Source organism: Maritalea sp., from assembly GCF_047634455.1.
Lineage (GTDB): Bacteria > Pseudomonadota > Alphaproteobacteria > Rhizobiales > Devosiaceae > Maritalea.
Genome location: NZ_JBLIAI010000025.1, coordinates 1 through 17,966, shown reverse-complemented (window position 1 = coordinate 17,966; position 17,966 = coordinate 1). Strand labels below are relative to the sequence as shown.

21 protein-coding genes are annotated in these 17,966 nt (G+C 46.1%); 10 read left to right on the top strand and 11 right to left on the bottom strand.

Annotation, left to right across the window (positions count from 1 at the left end):
* Positions 1-131: 131 nt before the first annotated feature.
* A complete protein-coding gene (locus tag ACJAZW_RS08345) occupies positions 132-752 on the bottom strand; it encodes a hypothetical protein (RefSeq protein ID WP_415156979.1) in 621 nt (206 codons plus the stop codon).
* Positions 753-775: 23 nt separating this feature from the next.
* Positions 776-1,285 carry a hypothetical protein gene (locus tag ACJAZW_RS08340; RefSeq protein ID WP_415156977.1) on the bottom strand — a complete coding sequence of 170 codons (510 nt, stop codon included), beginning with the start codon at positions 1,283-1,285 and terminating at the stop codon, positions 776-778.
* 62 nt (positions 1,286-1,347) lie between these two features.
* Here ACJAZW_RS08340 and ACJAZW_RS08335 point away from each other — a divergent pair, with 62 nt between their 5' ends.
* Complete coding sequence (locus ACJAZW_RS08335) at positions 1,348-1,608, top strand: hypothetical protein (protein ID WP_415156975.1); 261 nt, start codon at positions 1,348-1,350, stop codon at positions 1,606-1,608.
* Here the strand turns inward: ACJAZW_RS08335 and ACJAZW_RS08330 are convergent.
* From ACJAZW_RS08330 to ACJAZW_RS08295, 8 genes are all read right to left on the bottom strand, one after another.
* Complete coding sequence (locus tag ACJAZW_RS08330) at positions 1,605-1,850, bottom strand: hypothetical protein (protein ID WP_415156973.1); 246 nt, start codon at positions 1,848-1,850, stop codon at positions 1,605-1,607. The genes ACJAZW_RS08335 and ACJAZW_RS08330 overlap by 4 nt on opposite strands.
* The gene (locus ACJAZW_RS08325) at positions 1,847-3,292 is read right to left on the bottom strand and encodes a type IV secretory system conjugative DNA transfer family protein (RefSeq protein ID WP_415156971.1); all 1,446 of its coding nucleotides are present in this window, start codon (positions 3,290-3,292) and stop codon (positions 1,847-1,849) included. The genes ACJAZW_RS08330 and ACJAZW_RS08325 overlap by 4 nt, the downstream gene beginning before the upstream one ends.
* Positions 3,289-3,594 (bottom strand): hypothetical protein, encoded by a 306-nt coding sequence (locus ACJAZW_RS08320; protein ID WP_415156969.1) that lies wholly within the window; start codon positions 3,592-3,594, stop codon positions 3,289-3,291. Before ACJAZW_RS08320 ends, ACJAZW_RS08325 begins: the two co-directional genes overlap by 4 nt.
* The gene (locus ACJAZW_RS08315) at positions 3,587-3,961 is read right to left on the bottom strand and encodes a hypothetical protein (RefSeq protein WP_415156968.1); all 375 of its coding nucleotides are present in this window, start codon (positions 3,959-3,961) and stop codon (positions 3,587-3,589) included. The genes ACJAZW_RS08320 and ACJAZW_RS08315 overlap by 8 nt, the downstream gene beginning before the upstream one ends.
* Positions 3,958-4,491 (bottom strand): hypothetical protein, encoded by a 534-nt coding sequence (locus ACJAZW_RS08310; RefSeq protein WP_415156966.1) that lies wholly within the window; start codon positions 4,489-4,491, stop codon positions 3,958-3,960. Before ACJAZW_RS08310 ends, ACJAZW_RS08315 begins: the two co-directional genes overlap by 4 nt.
* Positions 4,491-5,105: a hypothetical protein gene (locus ACJAZW_RS08305; RefSeq protein ID WP_415156964.1), complete on the bottom strand. Its 615-nt coding sequence runs from the start codon at positions 5,103-5,105 to the stop codon at positions 4,491-4,493. The genes ACJAZW_RS08310 and ACJAZW_RS08305 overlap by 1 nt, the downstream gene beginning before the upstream one ends.
* Positions 5,105-6,409, bottom strand: coding sequence for a hypothetical protein (locus tag ACJAZW_RS08300; RefSeq protein WP_415156962.1), 1,305 nt, complete (start codon positions 6,407-6,409; stop codon positions 5,105-5,107). Before ACJAZW_RS08300 ends, ACJAZW_RS08305 begins: the two co-directional genes overlap by 1 nt.
* Positions 6,410-6,845: 436 nt before the next feature.
* On the bottom strand, positions 6,846-6,968 hold the full coding sequence (locus ACJAZW_RS08295) for a hypothetical protein (RefSeq protein ID WP_415156960.1): 123 nt from the start codon (positions 6,966-6,968) through the stop codon (positions 6,846-6,848).
* Positions 6,969-7,110: 142 nt separating this feature from the next.
* Here ACJAZW_RS08295 and ACJAZW_RS08290 point away from each other — a divergent pair, with 142 nt between their 5' ends.
* Entirely contained in the window at positions 7,111-8,556 is a 1,446-nt protein-coding gene (locus ACJAZW_RS08290) for a hypothetical protein (RefSeq protein ID WP_415156958.1), read from the top strand.
* An 806-nt stretch (positions 8,557-9,362) separates the two neighbouring features.
* Complete coding sequence (locus ACJAZW_RS08285; RefSeq protein ID WP_415156956.1) at positions 9,363-9,872, top strand: antirestriction protein ArdA; 510 nt, start codon at positions 9,363-9,365, stop codon at positions 9,870-9,872.
* 60 nt (positions 9,873-9,932) lie between these two features.
* On the opposite strand, the gene ACJAZW_RS08280 is transcribed toward ACJAZW_RS08285, so the two are convergent.
* Positions 9,933-10,493, bottom strand: coding sequence for a recombinase family protein (locus ACJAZW_RS08280; protein WP_415156954.1), 561 nt, complete (start codon positions 10,491-10,493; stop codon positions 9,933-9,935).
* Between the two features lie 178 nt (positions 10,494-10,671).
* Here ACJAZW_RS08280 and ACJAZW_RS08275 point away from each other — a divergent pair, with 178 nt between their 5' ends.
* The 7 genes from ACJAZW_RS08275 (at position 10,672) to ACJAZW_RS08245 (ending at position 17,929) form a co-directional block, all read left to right on the top strand.
* Complete coding sequence (locus tag ACJAZW_RS08275) at positions 10,672-11,028, top strand: hypothetical protein (RefSeq protein WP_415156952.1); 357 nt, start codon at positions 10,672-10,674, stop codon at positions 11,026-11,028.
* Positions 11,029-11,805, top strand: a complete 777-nt coding sequence (locus ACJAZW_RS08270; protein WP_415156950.1) for a hypothetical protein — start codon at positions 11,029-11,031, stop codon at positions 11,803-11,805.
* Positions 11,806-12,634: 829 nt separating this feature from the next.
* Positions 12,635-13,396, top strand: coding sequence for a DNA-methyltransferase (locus tag ACJAZW_RS08265; protein WP_415156948.1), 762 nt, complete (start codon positions 12,635-12,637; stop codon positions 13,394-13,396).
* Positions 13,393-13,857 (top strand): BglII/BstYI family type II restriction endonuclease, encoded by a 465-nt coding sequence (locus ACJAZW_RS08260; RefSeq protein WP_415156946.1) that lies wholly within the window; start codon positions 13,393-13,395, stop codon positions 13,855-13,857. The genes ACJAZW_RS08265 and ACJAZW_RS08260 overlap by 4 nt, the downstream gene beginning before the upstream one ends.
* Before the next feature lie 7 nt (positions 13,858-13,864).
* Positions 13,865-15,199, top strand: a complete 1,335-nt coding sequence (locus tag ACJAZW_RS08255) for a hypothetical protein (RefSeq protein ID WP_415156944.1) — start codon at positions 13,865-13,867, stop codon at positions 15,197-15,199.
* Positions 15,192-17,102 (top strand): DEAD/DEAH box helicase, encoded by a 1,911-nt coding sequence (locus ACJAZW_RS08250; RefSeq protein ID WP_415156942.1) that lies wholly within the window; start codon positions 15,192-15,194, stop codon positions 17,100-17,102. The genes ACJAZW_RS08255 and ACJAZW_RS08250 overlap by 8 nt, the downstream gene beginning before the upstream one ends.
* Entirely contained in the window at positions 17,099-17,929 is an 831-nt protein-coding gene (locus ACJAZW_RS08245; RefSeq protein ID WP_415156940.1) for a DUF3883 domain-containing protein, read from the top strand. Before ACJAZW_RS08250 ends, ACJAZW_RS08245 begins: the two co-directional genes overlap by 4 nt.
* The last annotated feature ends 37 nt before the right edge of the window (positions 17,930-17,966 follow it).

Here is a 17,966-nt window from a genome sequence, read left to right as displayed (position 1 = left end):
TCCTTTCCAATATTCGCCTTCCTTTGGTTCAGCAAAAGAAGCAGTATGAGGAATATATTCCTACTATGCAAGGAGAAACGGCGTAATAATCTTGCGTATTTCGCCGCTTTGTTGGTTGATTGCGCAGGACATTATTGCGATTGCTTTAGTGTTTGCTTGCTCTCGTGCTGCCTTGATGCAGTCCGTTGTTCACGCTCAGCTTCAATTTGGGGCGTATAGAACTCTTTTTCGAGTACCTTGTTGTGCTCGTAAAAGTCTTTGCCTGTGCTTTGGGTGAAGGTTTCTGCCATTTGGCGCTTGGCCCCAGACTGGGTAATGCGCAGCGCTTCTGCAAGCATGACCGATTGATTATCAAGCGCACGAAAGAACGGCATTTTATCGCCATGCTCAATAGCCGCCCCAACATCTTTGGCGTGACTAAGCGCTAGAGCTTTTTGCTCAGGATTTAGGGATTTTTCGCGCGCCTTAAGATTGTCCAGTGTGACTTTCATGGTTTCGCCATAGCGCTCTTTATATAGCTCTCGAACAATCACATTGGCTTTCATTGCATCGAACTTCTCTGATCGTGCGAGCGCATTGGCATAGTCACCCAGCTTGTCGGTGAATTTGCCAACCCGGTGAATTTCACGATGGACAATATCCACGATGGCCAAAGCGTCAGGGCGTTGTGCTTGGGAAAGGTTGCGACCTGTCGGACTATTGAGGGCGCGTTGTATGCCCTGCATGTCTTGTTCGTTTGTTGCGATGTTCATCTTAAGCTCCTTCTTAGGTTGGATTAGCGATCACGTCTGCGCGTGTGTTTGATTGACTGCTTGTCGGTTTTGCGCCGATCTTGACCGGCTCGGCGGTTAACAGCTTTTGCAAAGTCTTTTCTGGGTTTTTCGCGGGCGACCTGTCGATGTTCGGAGCGTTCCATCAAAGCGTTTATTTCTTTGATTTCCGATTTTTCTAAGTGTGCTAAAGTTTGCTGGAACTGGTTGTCTACATAGCGTTGCGCCAGACGAAGCGTGTCTGCTTTGCTAAAGCGATCCCGCCCCACCCATCGGGGTTTTAGCTCTTTAGTTTTAGAGCCAGCCTGATTAATGAGGCGTCTGCGAACCACTTCGACACGTGTGTCATACTCAAGTTCGAATGCACGCTTTTCGAATTTTACTTGGTCGGCATATTTCTGTTTGATGGCTTGAAGCGTTTTCCATTCTTTGTCGGTGAGGATTTTTGCGGCTTCCCTTTGAAGGGAGGCAAGTCCGAAGCTGCGCTTGATATCGTTGGAAATGCGTGAGGTCATACTGAGCCTCGCATTCCACGTTGGATTTGCGTCGCAGAATCCAAGTTTGCTATTCTTGATGCATGAAAATTTTTAAAGATATTGATGAGGTTGAAGAGTGGTTGGCGCCCATGGATTATGAAGGGTTTTGGATTGCCATTGAGCCTTACGGCCTGACACTCCAACCTAAAGATCATTGTGATCAACAGATCGCAGACGGCGAAGTGGATCAGGCAACTGTGCTGGAGGGTATTAAATACCTTGCACGTATCGAGTTGACCCAAATTCAAAACTTGCATTGGCGAATGCCAACGCCTTGGCTGAAGCTTGTAAGTTCGCATTAGCCCCTCCCACTTTTAAAGAACTTGATGCGGGGGCATTTCCCATCCATCGGGTAAATTGTGATGTCGCCTTTGGGGTTCCAATAGGTGCAGCGTAGATAATGCCGTTTGGCCCATGGATCGTAACCCTTCCCATTGTTCCTGAAATCATAAGTTGCATTGAGATAGGGCAGCCCGAAGGTGAGGTAGACACCAACAAGCGCCGCCGGAAATATTGTCCAACCGAAATAACGTAAGAACTTCATGATTGCCCCCACGGTGTCGTGGGCAAAGTTACTTTGCAAATGGGCGGAAGAATGCCGCCTTCAACTGGGTTCGCCTCCAGCTCCAGTGCATAAGGGAACATGTAGTTCTGAAAGCATTTGTCGGCATGAATATACCCTTTGCCAACATTGATAATTTGCTCTGATGCATGCAAATTACTCAGCTGGTCTGCGGAGAATTTACGTTCGCGCCCGATATTGATGGTGCGCGATAAGTTGAGTTTTCCACCCTGCTCATTCAGGCTATAACCAACGTTATCAACATCACCAATGGCTTTTGAAAGTCGTTCAGCCGCCTCGTAATTTCCCACCTTTAGGATTTGTTGGAACGTGTTGTCTTCCAAGGTGGCAATTGTTTTTGCGCCATATTGGCGTTGCAGATCGGCGAGACTTTGGGCGATGTACAAAACTTGCAGACCGAACGAGCGAAAAATTGTAACTTTCTCGATGATCTCCTTCGCTGGTGTATTCGCACATTCATCAAAAATGAGGATCGTCCTGCCGCATTTCCCAGAGAGCTGGTTGTGCAGCACCGCATTAAACACCAGCCCATAATATGCGCCCTGAAGTTGGGCATGAGCCACACTGCCGACAACGCAAACAATGTAGTTTTCGTCGAGCAGTTTTTTGACGGTGATGTCACTTGCATACCCCACTTCGTGGAAAGCCGCGCCTTCTTGAAACAGCCTGAGAGCTGACGCTATAGCGAGTTTATGTTGAGATGCATGTTCAGGATCATTGTCACGCATTTCTTGAAATTGACGGGCGCGGATTTTGGTAAATTGATTGCCGTCATGACATGCCGCATCAACTGCCATGTTGAACGTTTCGGGGTCAGATATTAAGGCAGCTATTCCCCCAAGAGTTAAATTGTCCGGTTGGTTTTCTAGTATCAGAAGAGCGGCTAGTTCGCCGATTTCGCGGGGAACTTGTCTGAAATACTTATTCTTTGGATCATTTTCCGGTTCGGGAATAATGATGTTGGCAAAACTCTCAACCATTGAAAGTAGATTGGTGTCTTTGCGTTTGTAAGCTTCAATGAGATGATCAAGTGGATTAACGTGCACCGTATGGGGATAGTCTTTGCCCATTTGATTGGTTGGATCAATGACAGCAAATTTGCGACCATGCTTGATGCACATCGATGCAATTTGCGGCGCGATTTCAGCCTTTACATCGTTGATCCATTGGCCGCGTGAATGGTCCCGCAGCAAACTTAGAATCGCTGGAACCGTAACTGCCGTACTCTTACCTGAGCCAGCGCCGCCAAGTATCAACCAGCTTGTGGTCGTGTTGGGTTCAAATATCGGTTTGCCGGATTCTTTACTCAACCCGATAATGCGGCGAATTTCGCGGTTCTGTCTTTTGATTTTTGCGATGTTTTTGGGAGTAACGCCCAGGATAGATTTGAGAAGCTTTTTCATTCCATCATCCCATCGTTCTTGAGGTCGTTGTCATCCATGATTTTGGCGTTATGGGCTTGTTTTCCGCGCGCAAGAATTTCGTCACGCAGACCGTCATTGTAGTGAACCGTGTGAAAAATTTTGATCGCTTGGCCAACGCAGATGAGGGCAGAGAGATACATCACGACTGAAAAAGCATAGAAGGCGTACCAGTGAACATCTGATGGCCAAATGAGGTATCCAACGCCTGCCAAAAGGATGCCATAGGCGATCTTGATGTTCGCCTGAATGAGCGGACCTGTGGAGCTATTGAGATCACTCATGAGAACCTCCTGTTTCAGCGGCAGTAATAAGCGGCATGATTTGATCTCTGTAGAGATCGAGAGTTTTATAGTGCCCCCAAATGACATCACCCTGCTTGGTGCTGAGGTCACGAGAAACAAATTCGAGAAGCCCAACCTGCGAAGCAGCGACAGTCGCTGTCACACTGATGATCAATGCCCAGAAAATCTCGTGTATGTATAAAATGTCAGCGAATACAAATAGGAAACCGCAGGCGGCTATACCTAGCGCACACGAAGGAGCAAAAAATGGCCGATTGGTTTTGACTTTTCTCAAGCCCGCTACAGAATAACTACTTCGATGTGTTCTAACGACACGCGGATTGACGGTAATGGAACCCAAAATCATTGGAACCTCCCTGCACATGTAGGTGAGTTCAGCGCTTCGAAAAGCTCAGATTCTAAGTTTTTGATTTCAGAAGGCACTACAAATCGCAGTGAACCAGCGACCAAAGCCCAAGGCACACGGTTTTCTAGCTGAACATTTTTTGCGCATTCGCAAGCAGTCGAAGCATTTGCAGCTGCATTTCTAATACGTTCTTGGTGCTGGGTTTTGAGCCGTTGGTTCTGAATTTCGATTTGATTGGTAACAGGATTTTCAAATAGGAACCCAGCAGCGTCGCAAAACTGGCGCGCCTCGGGGCCAGCAAACAGGCCCATCACTCTATTACAGTCAATTGACGGTGCGGGCGTCTGGAGGTCAGGCGCATCTTGTGCCGCCAATTTGATTAGGGACTTTTCGCATCTTGGTAAAAATCCAGACTTTTCAATCGTTCTGCTGCCGATGGTTGGGCCAGTAAAAAACATGGCGACAACCACGTACAAAATCCCAACTAAAAAGAGTCCGCCGCTGATGGGCAAATTATTTGGGTCAAACATTATGAGTTCTCCCTGTTTTTGGAGGGTGTGTTCGCGCGGTCATTACCGAAACGACAGTGAGTGCGCGCAATATTCGAAAGGCCACTTGTGTCCACACCGAGTTGGGTCAAACCTGCATTTGAGATATTGTTAAGTTCGGCAAAATCAGGTGCGCTTAGCCAAGTTTTCGATCCAAGATCGATTTTGGTCGAAACACCGCCACTATCAAAAGTGGTGTAACACCACTGGTTTTTGACTCTGCCGTTGATGAGATCATTTGCCGTAGCAAACGTTGTGCCTGTTGTGATCACTAAAATGACATGTGTGCCAAACCAATTTTCATTCTGAAAAAATGAAATGTCTTTTGCTTCACTCAACGCATTTGCTAATTGCTCGGTGGCAGGCGTTTCTTTCTCTTTAGGTTTAAGGTCTTCATCCATGACCCAATCACCAAACCAAGCGTGTTTGATTTGCTCAACGCGAATGCGGGCATCACGGTGGGGTGCGTCCCAGAAAATGATGCTGGCAAAAATCATGAGAGCAATTGCTAAAATGGAAGTGATCGAGACGACCTGCGCTACGCGATATAGCGCAGGTCGTCTCGTGGCTTCCGTATGTGTAGGAGCCTGTGTCATTAGCCATTCATCCCATCTTGAGAAACGCCATTTGACTTGGGTTTTCGCGGACGACCAACTTTGCGGGGTGCAGGATGCTCATTTTGAGCAACGGCGAACGAGTTTGGTTTCGACGTAGGTTTGCGCTGCGACTGCAAAAGCTTCCGAAAGTCAGCAGCATCATCACGAGGCTTTGCTGGTGGGTTGGCACCATGTTCTGTGTGAATCACCCAATATAGGCGCGCATAGGTCACAAAAAACAACATTAGCGGCAATCCAACTTCCGCGCCGTACACAACCGCTGCAAAGGGCCAATAATAAGCAATGTAGCTCAGCACATCAGCCAGTGAGGCTGACTTGGGAAATGGTGCGTAACGAGCAGCTTCCTCTTCGATACTCTCCAGGACGCGCTGTAATGCTTTGCCGTGACCGTTAAGAACCGCATCTACATTTCGAGAAGCAACAGGGCGGCCTTTGAGCTCTACTTTTCCTTGCAGTTCGTTTGCGTAGGCGAATAACAAGCTTTTTGGGATTGCATTGTCTAACGTTGCGCCTTCGGTTACGATTTGAGAATATATTTTTTGCAGGGCGCTGCGTTTTTCGCGGAAGCTCAATTCGTCATTATCAAGAGCACCCTGATATTCGCCCATCAGCTCGTTCATACGTTCCAGGGATTCTTGGCGTGCGATTTCACCATCGGCTAAAATGTCAGAGATATTTTGTGCTCTTGCACTTTTTTCTACCAAAAGCCGCGTGATTGGCCCGATGCCCGGTAAGCCGCTTTCGGATAAACAAGCAGACAGCCTTTCACATTCTACTTTTGCAGCTAGGTCACTCGTAATGGCAAATAAAACCGGAACCGCTTGTGTGGCTTGAATTGCACCATTGTTTTTCGTGGCAACGGTTTCAGCGGTGCTGGCGTGATGTTCTTGTAGTTGGATTATACCAACTGTATCTTTGACATTGCCGGTGATCGTCGCGCTTGAGATAGCAAATCCAATTGCGATAATCCCAACGATGCTGAGTAGCTGCACGCTCTTGAAGTTTAAGGCGCTTAGTTCAGCGCCCCGTGTCACCGCGAGATGATTTAAGGTGAACCCACATACGACTGCGACGAGCGAAATCGAGAGGCTTGTAAACAGAGCGAGTGTGTCGCTGCCACCAAGCATTTTGGACATGGCGCTCCACAATAAGAAGAACTGAAATACTGCCAAGAAAACAAGTAGTAGTATTTTAAAATCGACACCCGGTTTGTTTGGTAGGGCGGAGTGCAAAGCATATTCTTCGCTTTGAGGATTTGCGTTTTGATTTCTTTCATCTGTCATGTTTAGTGCTCCATTGGACTAAAAGAGCGGGCTTTTTGGGGGCTGCAAAAGCGCATAGGTGTCCCCTTGCCGAAATCGCACGTTCTGCGATCAGCTCTCTATTGTTTTCCGAAAATTCGATGATTGTGACTGGCGCGAACTACCCGCGCCAGTCGTTCAGTGTTGAGACGTCAGTGCTTTATGCGTCCGCGTCCACGACACATGCCACAGAGAAAGTCGGTGCAGGTGGTTCCCCAGCCATTGCATGCAGGGCAATTCACTTTGCCACGCAACGGTGGCCAAAGATTTCCGGCGGGAACGGGCGTTGTTGGCAAATCAGAAATTGACTCAAGGTCGCCAAAAAGTGAAAGTTGATTGTTGTTCATCAGGAGTGTCCTTTTCGAGAGGTGTTTCTGTTTGAAAGGGCCGCAAAGCTGTAACTTTGTGGCCCCACTTCCTATTTTTTCTTGCCGTTTTTGATGTTCATTTGTGTGACTCGTGCCATCTCTCCGACCCAAGTTAAAGGCGCGCCGCCTATTTGCGCCAATGAGATGTCTTTGACTGGATCATTTTTTGTCATGATATTTCCCTTCATCGTTTCCCTCCGTTCTGCCCAATTTGGGTTTCCAGAGTACCTGGACATTGACATTGTTTCCATCGAGAGGCGATAGGTACATGGTTTTTGAATTCGACATTGAGTCGGTCTTTTAGAGGATAAGTAATTGAAAAATAATATTTTTAGTCACCACTTTGATCGGCTTTTAAATGCGGGGCAGGGGAACAAAGGGGATAAATGGACCAATGCTGCATTCGCGAAGGCGACCGGAATTGGTGCTGATGCAATAGGTAAAATTAGGAGCCAAGGTCAGATACCTCATGCTGCCACTTATAAGAAAATCGCCGATGTATTCTTTCTGAAAAAGAACGAAATGAACGATATTGACGCAAAAGCAGCCCTGCACAATGCGTGGTTGGAAGTGCAGGATTCAGATGCGAACAGAAAAACCGCTGTTGCGCGAATTGATGCAGAGAGCTTTTCGTTAAACGATGTTTGGCATCAAGTCTTGCGCATTAAAACGAACGAGTTCTCAGTACCTATCTCGGGCGCGTCAAAATCTTCTAATGTAAACTATGGAGGGTTCGCTTCAGACGAGTTGAGGCTCTTTCTGGGAGATAATAAATTTTTTATTCCATTTACCGACGAATTAGTAAATTTGGTAAAATCCAAAAAAATTAAATACCAGATCAATCATACTGGTGTTGATTTTGAGGATTCACCCCTCTCTAAATGTGCGTCACTTGCTGATGAGTTCGATATACAAGGCGCAATCGAAAAATACCGCAAAATTTATTCGGATTTAGTCATTGCAGAATTTGCATCGACTAAAACCCATAAGCCGTACAACATGAAAAAACTTGGGGTCTGGAATTTAACCTCATACATCCCAATAGATCGAGATGAGACCACTGCAGCGACAGTTGAGCTTTATGAAACTGACTATTTCACAAACTGGATAATGTCCCAAGTTTACGCAGATATTCGCCGAAAGGTTCCCTATTGGCTCGATGAAATGACAGAATACCCAACACTTGAAATCGGTAATAGACAGTTTCATCTTCCACATCTAACGCCATCGATCGGCCTAAATTGCTTCATCATTTGCAAACCCAAAAATGGTGTACCTAAGATTTGTTTTACTCGTCTAAAAAATGAATCATCTAACGGCATCCAGCATGGCAAGTTACACCTTCCAGTAAATGAGGGGCTCAATCACGAGGATATTCCTCATGGGACGACGGATGTCGACTTAACGGTTTGGTGGAAACGAATGGTTGCGGAGGAGTTGGGAGCTGATCTGAATACTGATAAATTTGAATTTGAGGCTTCGAACGTATTTGTTGACCATACTGTCGGAGAGTTTGGCGTTCTGGGAATACTGACCACTGAGTATTCAGTTGAAGAGTTGAACAACTTTAGGACCTCCGCACGTGATGGTGGTCGCGAATTTAAGGGCAGTTTGATCGGGGTAGCGGCAACTGAATTTGATTTAATTAGTTGGGTGTTAGGCCAGGACAATTCAGTGAATTCATTCGTTTCTTACACTCCCAATCTTATTGATATTCTTGTTGGGAAAAGAGTTCTGAAACGTATCTTTACGTCAGCCTAATATCAAACCGTTTGGGTTTGAGGATAGCTTTTCTTCCACGGGGTCATCTGTTTGAACATAGATGTCCCCAGCCATTACAATTTGGAAGCTGCGTTCGATGTCTACGTTCTGCTCGCTCTTGGATTCAATTCGCACGATGTCTCGAAGCGGAAGCAATGCGGGCCCACTTGAAATCGGCTTCGCTTTTCCCGAGAGCGGTTGACCGCTGGTGATAAAAGCATCTGTAAGTTTTATAAAGTAATTGTTCATATTGTTAGAAATAGAATTTCCATCAATATTAACAACAATAAGTATATATACATATATCTTGTGTATATGTCAAATGGATAGTGTAATATACTTCAAATCAAATCAAATCAAATCAAATCAAGTCTGGGCTGCACGCCGTGTGTAAACTGTTGCCCCTGTCTTTGGTTGTTTGTCGATAAGGTTGTTAATGCCGAGAGCATTGAGGCGGCAAATACCATTGCCGCCACTTTGTATTATGCCCGGCACACCGGACATGGAAACCCAAAACCAGCTTACATCAACGCAAACTCACCTGATCCAATAGCCTCAATCCTCCGGCCCGCTCCATTCGGCGCAAGAGTGCGCCTCCCGTGTTGTCGGATCACTTGCAAAGAGGTGCCGCAAGCGGTGAAGCTTTGGGGTGTTTTGCTTATGACCGAACGACCAAGTCACGCGGCTTTAGGAAGCCCGGTGACCTAAAAGATGGTCGCTCGCCGCTCGGCAAGGTTTCATGCGCGGGGCAGAAAGAAGAAATTCAAGAAGCTTCGTTTTGAAAACCAAAACCGAACGAGGACAACATGACCCTATTATTTTACGCACAACCTTATGACATTTCAGCCGAGGGATATTATTTTCGATCAATAGAAGAATATGACTGCCAAGCATCTACTTTGCGAAACAGATGCGGCCAAAAAGTCGAAGAATTTGAAATTCAATTTATCGATGGTGACCGCATTGATTGTGAGCTCGCAAAGGCTTGGGGGCTAGATCAAGCCACGCTGGAGCTTTTCATGGAAGCGGCAGACGAATGGGACATCGACCAAAAAACAAAGTTCATTATTGCTGTCGGGGAATGTGGCTATTCCATTGCTAGCCTGTGTGAAGACCCAGACAGCGTTGAAATCGACATCTACGAAGTCGATAGTTTGAAAGACCTGGCTTACCAGTTCGTTGAAGAAGGGTTGTTTGGAGACATTCCCGAACGCATTCAGTTCTATCTGGATTATGATGCTATCGCCCATGATTTGGGAATGGATTACAGCGAAGTTAAAGTCAACAACACCAACGTTGTTTATAGATGCGCATAGCGATTGTCATAGGTTCATTGCTGCAGGTTTGGCTGGGATATATCTGCGCCAATGGTGGCATCATAAACCGTTGTTGTGCCGATCTATAGCGCGCCGGATACTTCGAGGATGGACATTGTGCTCCTGTGCGAGTTCTTGAACACAAACGTCACCAACTGCTAAGCGCTTTATCGCGCTGACGACGTTTTGCTCTGACAGTTTACGCGGGCGACCCAAGATCACACCGCGTTTGCGGGCCGCTGCCAAACCCTGCTTTGTACGCTCTGAGATCATGCGGCGCTCATATTGGGCCGCTGCAGCCATAATGGAATAGGCAAACTCTCCGGCAGGTTCGGCTGTGTTGACTTTCAGCGAGACTATTTCAAATGTAATGTTGCGCTTACGAAGTTCAGTTTCGCACAGAATTGCTTCAATGGTGGAACGGAACGCGCGGTCCAAGTCCCAGACGACTAGGGTTTGTCCTGACTCAAGCGAATTCATGATGAAATCGAATACGGGGCGTTTCTTTGCTATTGCCGACAGCTTTTCGACATATAGCCTGTCACAAAGCGGCGTCAGCGCATCAATCTGTCGATTTAGATTCTGTTCCTCTGTGCTAACGCGGAGATATCCTATTTTCATGTATTTCAATACCTTAGTCGAATTTTGAGCATGCGTTTGCATGTGTCATAAGTGACCCCTTTTGTCCTGGTGTTTCATTCTCGGTGGCCACACCACCAACCCACTGATTTATCTATATTGTATGATAATTATAACAAATCAATATGTCCGAAGTAAAATTTGACTAAAACGGTCCATTATGGCCAAGTTGAATTGGTTTAAATTAAGTAAATATAAACAAATAACTGCAATAATACTTTTAAGTTTACTTGGAGTTACTAAGGAGGCAGCTTCAAAAAACTTGGATGCAGGTTTTGTTTTAAACAAAATGACCTCAGATCAACAAGTAAGCTATGTGACGGGGATAGTGGATGGATTGGCATATGCGCGATGGAGAAACGGCAATAAAGATGGTGAGGGACTTCGGTGCATCACTGGTTGGTTAGGCGGTAAAACTGATCGATGGCCGCTAATTGATGCTTTTTTTGCAAAACATCCAACAAGGCAGCCAGCAGCACTATTGTATATTTTGGTAAGTAAGGAATGTGGAGAATAATTGATACAACTCATAGACCAGTTCAAGCATAAAGAGCGGAGCCAATCTGAATGGCTTCGGCAGCAGAAGTGGTTTGTTAAAGCGCGCCAAGAAGCAAAACACCGCAATGATGCTGAAAGTAAACTTGCTGATGATGTGTTGGCAACTGCCATTGAAGTGTCTATTGCAACGCACGACCAAATCAAACTATTCAATGAGAAACTTGATACTAATCACGAGGCCTCGACTGCAGCGCTGATCGAAAATCAAATTCTACTCGAAGATATCGCAAGGCGTATTCTGGCTGTTGAGGGAAGGCTTGCACCCCACTGGGAACATGCAAACATCATGGATGATGGTAGACGTGTTTTCCTCAACGCTGAACGCAGTCAAGCTTATGACGAGTGGGGAAGTGAAGTTGGCGATGATGAATACGCTTACGAAAATTTTGCAGCAGACCATCGACCCGTTGACAGCTTCTTAGATGCGTTGAAAGAACGTGGATCGTTGAGAACTGAAAAAGAGAATGCCCTGGATGCGCGTCAAAGAATCCACGAGTTTGAAGAACTTACTGACGCCGCTCGAGATGAGGCAAGTAAAGAAGGTGTCACCCAAGAACGGCTTGACGAACTTTCAGCGGAGCTTGAAGACTTTATGCCAGAAGAGGTTGCACAACATATGCCCGATTATGAACCATCGCAACCCGCACCGGACGCAACAGCAGCATTTTCAAGAAATGCTAGTCCTTCGAAGTCGCCCCCGGCTGTCGATACTGCTCTAAACCCATTAGCTCCTTGATCTGGCGTTCCCTAGGGTGAAGCCGCATGCCTAGGGGTAATGTCGTACCGAATTTCAAATGCCCCCCGTTCGGGCGTATCGTGTGTTGATAGATGCGAGATCAACTCTGTCTGCCAACTTGAGTTGAAGAATAACAAAATACCGCAGCCCGCAAGATGTGTGCTGTCAGACAAACAGCATTTGTCTGAACCCTGTGGGTCAAGCATCACCACTTGACAAGGGAGACGCTAGCGCTCTCCCGTTGTATCCCTCTGGCCTGTGGCATTCACTACATCAGTACCAATGAGAGATTGGCCCAGTGTCATTCACGCCAGTAAATCGTATCACCGATTAATCACTCGCAATCGTTTAGTCGCTGCACCACCATTCAAGGGAGCGTTCCTGCTCCCCTGAAAACCCCAAGCCCATTTCATGGAGCCGCTTTCAGCGCGACTGCTTCTCAGGGACAATGCCATTGAGGCTGGGGAAACATCTCTTCCCCCAAACCCGCAGACCAAGGGTAATATCGACTATATTTCAACGTCACTATTCTAGAGAAACAAAGAGCGTATTTGGGGAGCGGCCTCGACTTTGGCATCTAGTGCTGGATGAAGCTCCACTCTAAGGTTATGGTGCGACATAAGACTGTCATCTGTTCGCTGATTCACCGAGCCTTTCCAAAGACCTAGTTTGCAAAAGAACTTGCAGGGCTTGAACTAGAGTGTAATATTATACTATGCAAAAATTGATAAAAAAACAGCCTGTTATTAAGACGTTAAAGCCTAAAACAAAGGTGAACATACAGTGCGCGGACAATTTGGAGTATATGAGGTCGCTCCGAAAGAACAGCATGCATCTTATAGTTACATCTCCTCCTTATAATATTGGCAAAGAATACGAGAAGAGACGTCCATTAGATATATACATTGAAGATCAAGCTGCAACTATTGCTGAGGCAGTCCGACTACTCCACCCAAAAGGTTCGATATGCTGGCAGGTTGGCAATCATGTCGATGACGGTGAAGTTTTTCCTCTCGACATAATTCTGTATGATTTGTTCAAAAATCATGGTTTGAAACTACGCAATAGAATTATGTGGACGTTTGGACATGGCTTACATTGCCAAAAACGGTTTTCCGGTCGTCACGAGACAATACTTTGGTTTACAAAATCTGACGATCACGTTTTCAATCTGGATCCAGTTCGGATTCCTTCCAAATACCCGGACAAAAAGCACTTCAAAGGGCCAAACAAGGGAGAGTTATCCAGTAACCCCCTTGGTAAAAATCCGTCGGATGTTTGGGATATACCTAATGTGAAATCCAATCACGTCGAGAAAACCGAGCACCCGTGTCAGTTTCCCGTTGGCTTGGTCGAGCGGTTGGTGCTTTCTTTGACGAACTCGGGGCAAAATGTTCTTGATCCTTATTTAGGGGTAGGCTCATCGGCTATTGCGGCGCTTAAGAACGGTCGCAATGCATATGGGTGTGACGTAATGCAGGAATACATCGATATCACCAATGAAAGAGTTGATTTGTTGTATCGTGGTGAACTCCGAACGCGGCCAATGAATAAACCAGTTTATGAACCAAGTAAAAAGGGTGGTTTATGAAGCTCGCATACACATATGATCAACATCATGAAGCCGGTACAGAATGGGGGCGTAGGGAGCTGAAAGAATGGGTTACTGACATTTTTGAAGTTCCTAACATCAAAATCGCGCCTAGATGCACGGCTCGCATTCGAGAACATGTTGAAAAAGAATTCCTCGAGGAGGGGTGGGCGCTAGATGTGCGTCTAGATAGCGATACGAGGCTCGAAGTTTTTGCCATGAAGGAAGACATGGCATTTCAACTCCAAACTGGAAATATGAGTCGCGCGCCCTATGACCTCCTTAAACTGGAGTATCTTTATAAATCTGGAAAGATTGAAGCAGCGGGACTGGCATTGCCAACCAAGGACGCAGCAAAAGCAATTGGGGATAACATTGCCTACGCTGAGCGCGTTATTCGTGAGCTAAAGCTTTTTGACAGTGTCATTACACTGCCCATTCTAGTAATTGCATTTGAGTGAGGAATAAATGAATTTTGAGATTAAGACAACGCCTCGCTCTGAGCGACAGGCAATCATACTTAAAGCGTTAGATTCTGCGAATAACACGTACAGGCTTGATGACTTTCGTGGTGATCCTATTGATCTAAAAGTTATTAAGCTCGATATAAAATTGCCCGTCTACAGGATGGAGAATTGCCGAACCTATTCTGAACAACAGAATACGATTGCAAAAAAGAGCTTGCCTCCCGAATTTTTCGGTAAAGGTCAAGAATCGTCGTCAGCACAACTTGAACAGCATAACATTCTTCGACGAATTACAAAGAACGCCAAAGCGTCCATAGCAAATATTGATGAGGTCTTAACTCTAGAGGGGCAAACAGATCCAATTCTAATTACATCGACAGGTGTCGTTGTTAATGGGAATAGGCGTCTAAGCGCAATGCGAGAGCTTTATGGAACCCAGCCAAATAAACATGCAGGGTTCGCATATGTTCGTTGTGCAGTCTTGCCCCCTGAATCATCTGCTGACGATATCGACGATATTGAAGCGGCTCTTCAAGCTCGCCCCCAAACAAAACTGGACTATGATTGGATTGGTGAAGCGCAACTAGTGCGCCGCCAGTTGAACAAAGATAGAACTTTCGATCAAGTTGCTCACCAATTGCGCCGAAAACCTGCCGAAATTAAAAACCTTTTGCAGGCATTGGAAGAAGCGGAGCTTTACCTATCAGATTGGACAGGAAAGCCGGGTCAGTATGGCCTGGTAAGCGAAGACGGCGAGCAGTTATTTAAAGATATTCCAAAACAAATCGGTACGCAGCAGGCGATGATGCAAAACGCAAGCCGAGCAATAGCTTGGTCGCTGTTTGACAATAGAGACAAATTGTCGGGACGAGTTTACGGATATAATTCTGCATTTGGAAAACTTGCCCCTGAAGTAATCAACACTGTTTCTGATGAGCTAGAAATTGACCTATCCAGCTCAAACGATGAGGAGAGTGAGGAATTTGACTTTTCAATCGACGACGACGAGTTGGCAGTGAATTATCAGCCTTTCGTCGACATACTGAAATCTGAGGAAACACGAGAAGATTCTGTTGATGTTTTGATTGAGGCATGCGTAACCGCGATTGAACGAGAAAAAGGGAAAAAAAGAAAAGATGCAGCCCTAAAATCGCTAGCCCAAATCCATTCGAAGTTGGCGGCAATCGACATATCAACTGCCGGAATTAGTACATATGTGCCGATGATCAAACAATTGGGTTCCATTGGTGACTTGGTTGCCAAACTGCAAGATGAAATAGACGCTGCTGTTGATGCTAGCAAAAAACCGACTGAGGGCGTGGGAATAAATGAGTGACGTTTCTGGGGTATCAGTGGCTGTTGATAATTCGGGGCATGGTATCATCTCAATATCTTCAACTGAAGTAGGAGTGTCTATCTGGAGCCTGATCAATTCGGCTATATTGTCTCATAATTTTGAACACAAGAGTACAGGACACTCAATTAGGTTGTCTTGGCCTGATACGCTCACGATTGTTCGAGAGTTCGGCACAAAGTCCTGCCAATCAACTTATAGTTTTCGGTTCTTACCTTCTGCCGAGGCCAAACGCAGGCTATCTGAATTTGCGGAGCAAATGCGTTCGGTTCGTATGTCGAGAAAAGTAGAACCGACGGTGGCAAAGACCAACGAAGAACTATTGGCGGAACTCACTGTCAGAGGATTTTCCAAAAGGAAGCTAAAAGACTTTCAATTAAGAGATTTGTCGCGCTTGCTCGCTCTTTCTAACGGCGCAAATTTCTCAGTACCCGGCGCGGGCAAAACGACGGTCACATTTGCTTTGCACATTCTTCTTCAGGAGCCAAACCAACACTTGATGATCGTTGCTCCAAAAGCGGCATTTCAAGCGTGGAAAGATGTTGTGGAAGATTGCATCGATCCTAGTATTTCACCAGTGAATGCCGAACACTTTACTGTTTTAGACGGAACAGAGGAACAGACGTCAATGTCTTTGTCGTCCGGTGCTCGTCGTTTTATTATCTCATATGACCTTGCAATTAGACAACAGTCGACCATTGCTAATCACTTGGCGTCTATTCCGACGCATCTAATCTTGGACGAGTCGCACAGAATGAAGGCTGGCTATGCTTCACAACGCGGTTCATTTTTGCTGGGAATTGCTGCGCTGCCAGTACGGCGTGACATACTATCCGGTACTCCAATGCCACAAGCAGCTTCTGACATGGAGTCGCAATTAGAATTCCTATGGCCCGGCCAAGGACTCGGGCTTGATATCTCGTACGGAACACCTCCGCGCGAAGTACTCGGCAATCTTTATGTACGTACAACAAAAAAAGAATTGGGATTGCCCGAAGCCACTCGACGATTCATTGATGTCCCCATGGGCGACGGCCAACTCGCATTGTACTCAATCATACGGGATGAGTTCCTGCGAAATTACGCTAAAAGTGTTTCAAAGGGCTTGGGCGACGGTGAGTTAGCGAAAGCCCGTCGCTCGGTGATGCGACTGCTTCAGCTATCAGTCAGTCCTTCTCTTGCACTAAATGCGATGGCCAATGACGATGTAGAAGTGTCTTCGGCAATTGTTGACTCTGTGCTTGAGGAAGGTCACTCACAAAAACTCCAAGCAGTAATGGATCATGCTCGAGAGTTGGCGCACGAGGGTAAAAAAGTTGTCATTTGGACAATATTCACTGGAACGATACTAAGTCTAGACTCAGCATTGGCCGATCTTAATCCAGTTTATATCCACGGAGGGGTGCCTTCAGGAGACGCTAGCGATGAGACCACCCGTGAGGGCAAAATTCGGCGTTTTCACGAAGACCCTAACTGTTCGGTGTTGATCGCGAATCCTGCGGCCGCTGGTGAAGGAATTAGTCTGCATACCGTCTGCCACAATGCAATCTACGTAGATCGCAGCTACGTTTCGACACATTATCTACAGTCCATCGATAGGATTCATAGGCTTGGATTAAGCCCCGACCAAGAAACAAACATATTTGTCTATAGAACCAAGGCGCCTGCGGAAATTGGGAGTATCGATCTATCTGTCAGTCGTCGTCTTACCCAGAAGATACGAAATATGCAGGAGCTTCTAAATGATCCTGATTTACATAAACTGGCGTATGATGAAGAACAAGCAGATGATCCAATAGATTACGATGTCAGATTGCAGGATATTATTGATTTGATCTCTGAGCTTGAGAACAAAGCTCCAGATATCGCAGATGAAGCATTATGATAGGCGTACCTTCAACTGAACGGCTTTTTTCGCTGTCCTGTTTTGAAGGGTTGCGACTTTTGCGCACTTACGCTGTTCAACATGTGGATACTGCAATCGAAGAACTGTTGCTTCTGATTGAAAGTGCAGAGGCGGACGCCCATAGTTTGGATATGGAAGCAGCAGCTCATCTTCATGTATCTGTTTCGCCAGATTGTCCTCTAATTGGCGTGCATTTTTATCAGGAGTGCATTAAATCCGTTGTCGTTACCCATCAGCCGATTTGGTCAAAATCCATGCGTCAGGGTCGGGTGCGATTTGTGCATTCACTCGACAGTGATGACAGAGACGTTTTTAGCGCTGCCGGTTTGCTTGAAAACCCTCCCAGCACGTCGGTTGTCAATTGGTGGGATGACGTAGTTGGCCATGCTAGACTTGCTGTTGATTATGAAAAAATGGTACAGGCCCGCGCTGCAGAGTTGCTAACAATAAACTGGGAGAAGTCTAGGCTTCAAGAACTCGGCATAAGCAAGTCACCAGAGTGGACAGGGTTAGATGACAATTTTGCTGGATACGATGTGCTGTCATACGACTTAGATGGTGAAAACGAAATCAATCGAATGATTGAGGTGAAATCGACAACAAATTCTCCACTTCGGTTTTTTTTATCAAGGAATGAGTGGAACACTGCCGACAAAATTGGAAGCGCTTACCACTTTCATATCTGGAATATGTCAGCAGATCCGCCAGTTTTGTATGAGCGAAGTGTAGAGGAGATTAGGCCTCATATTCCGTCAGACAACGAGAAGGGAAAGTGGTCAAATGTTGCCGTTCCTGTCGGTTGCTAAAAGTGTCCCAGGTTATTGAAATGATTGATTGATGTAA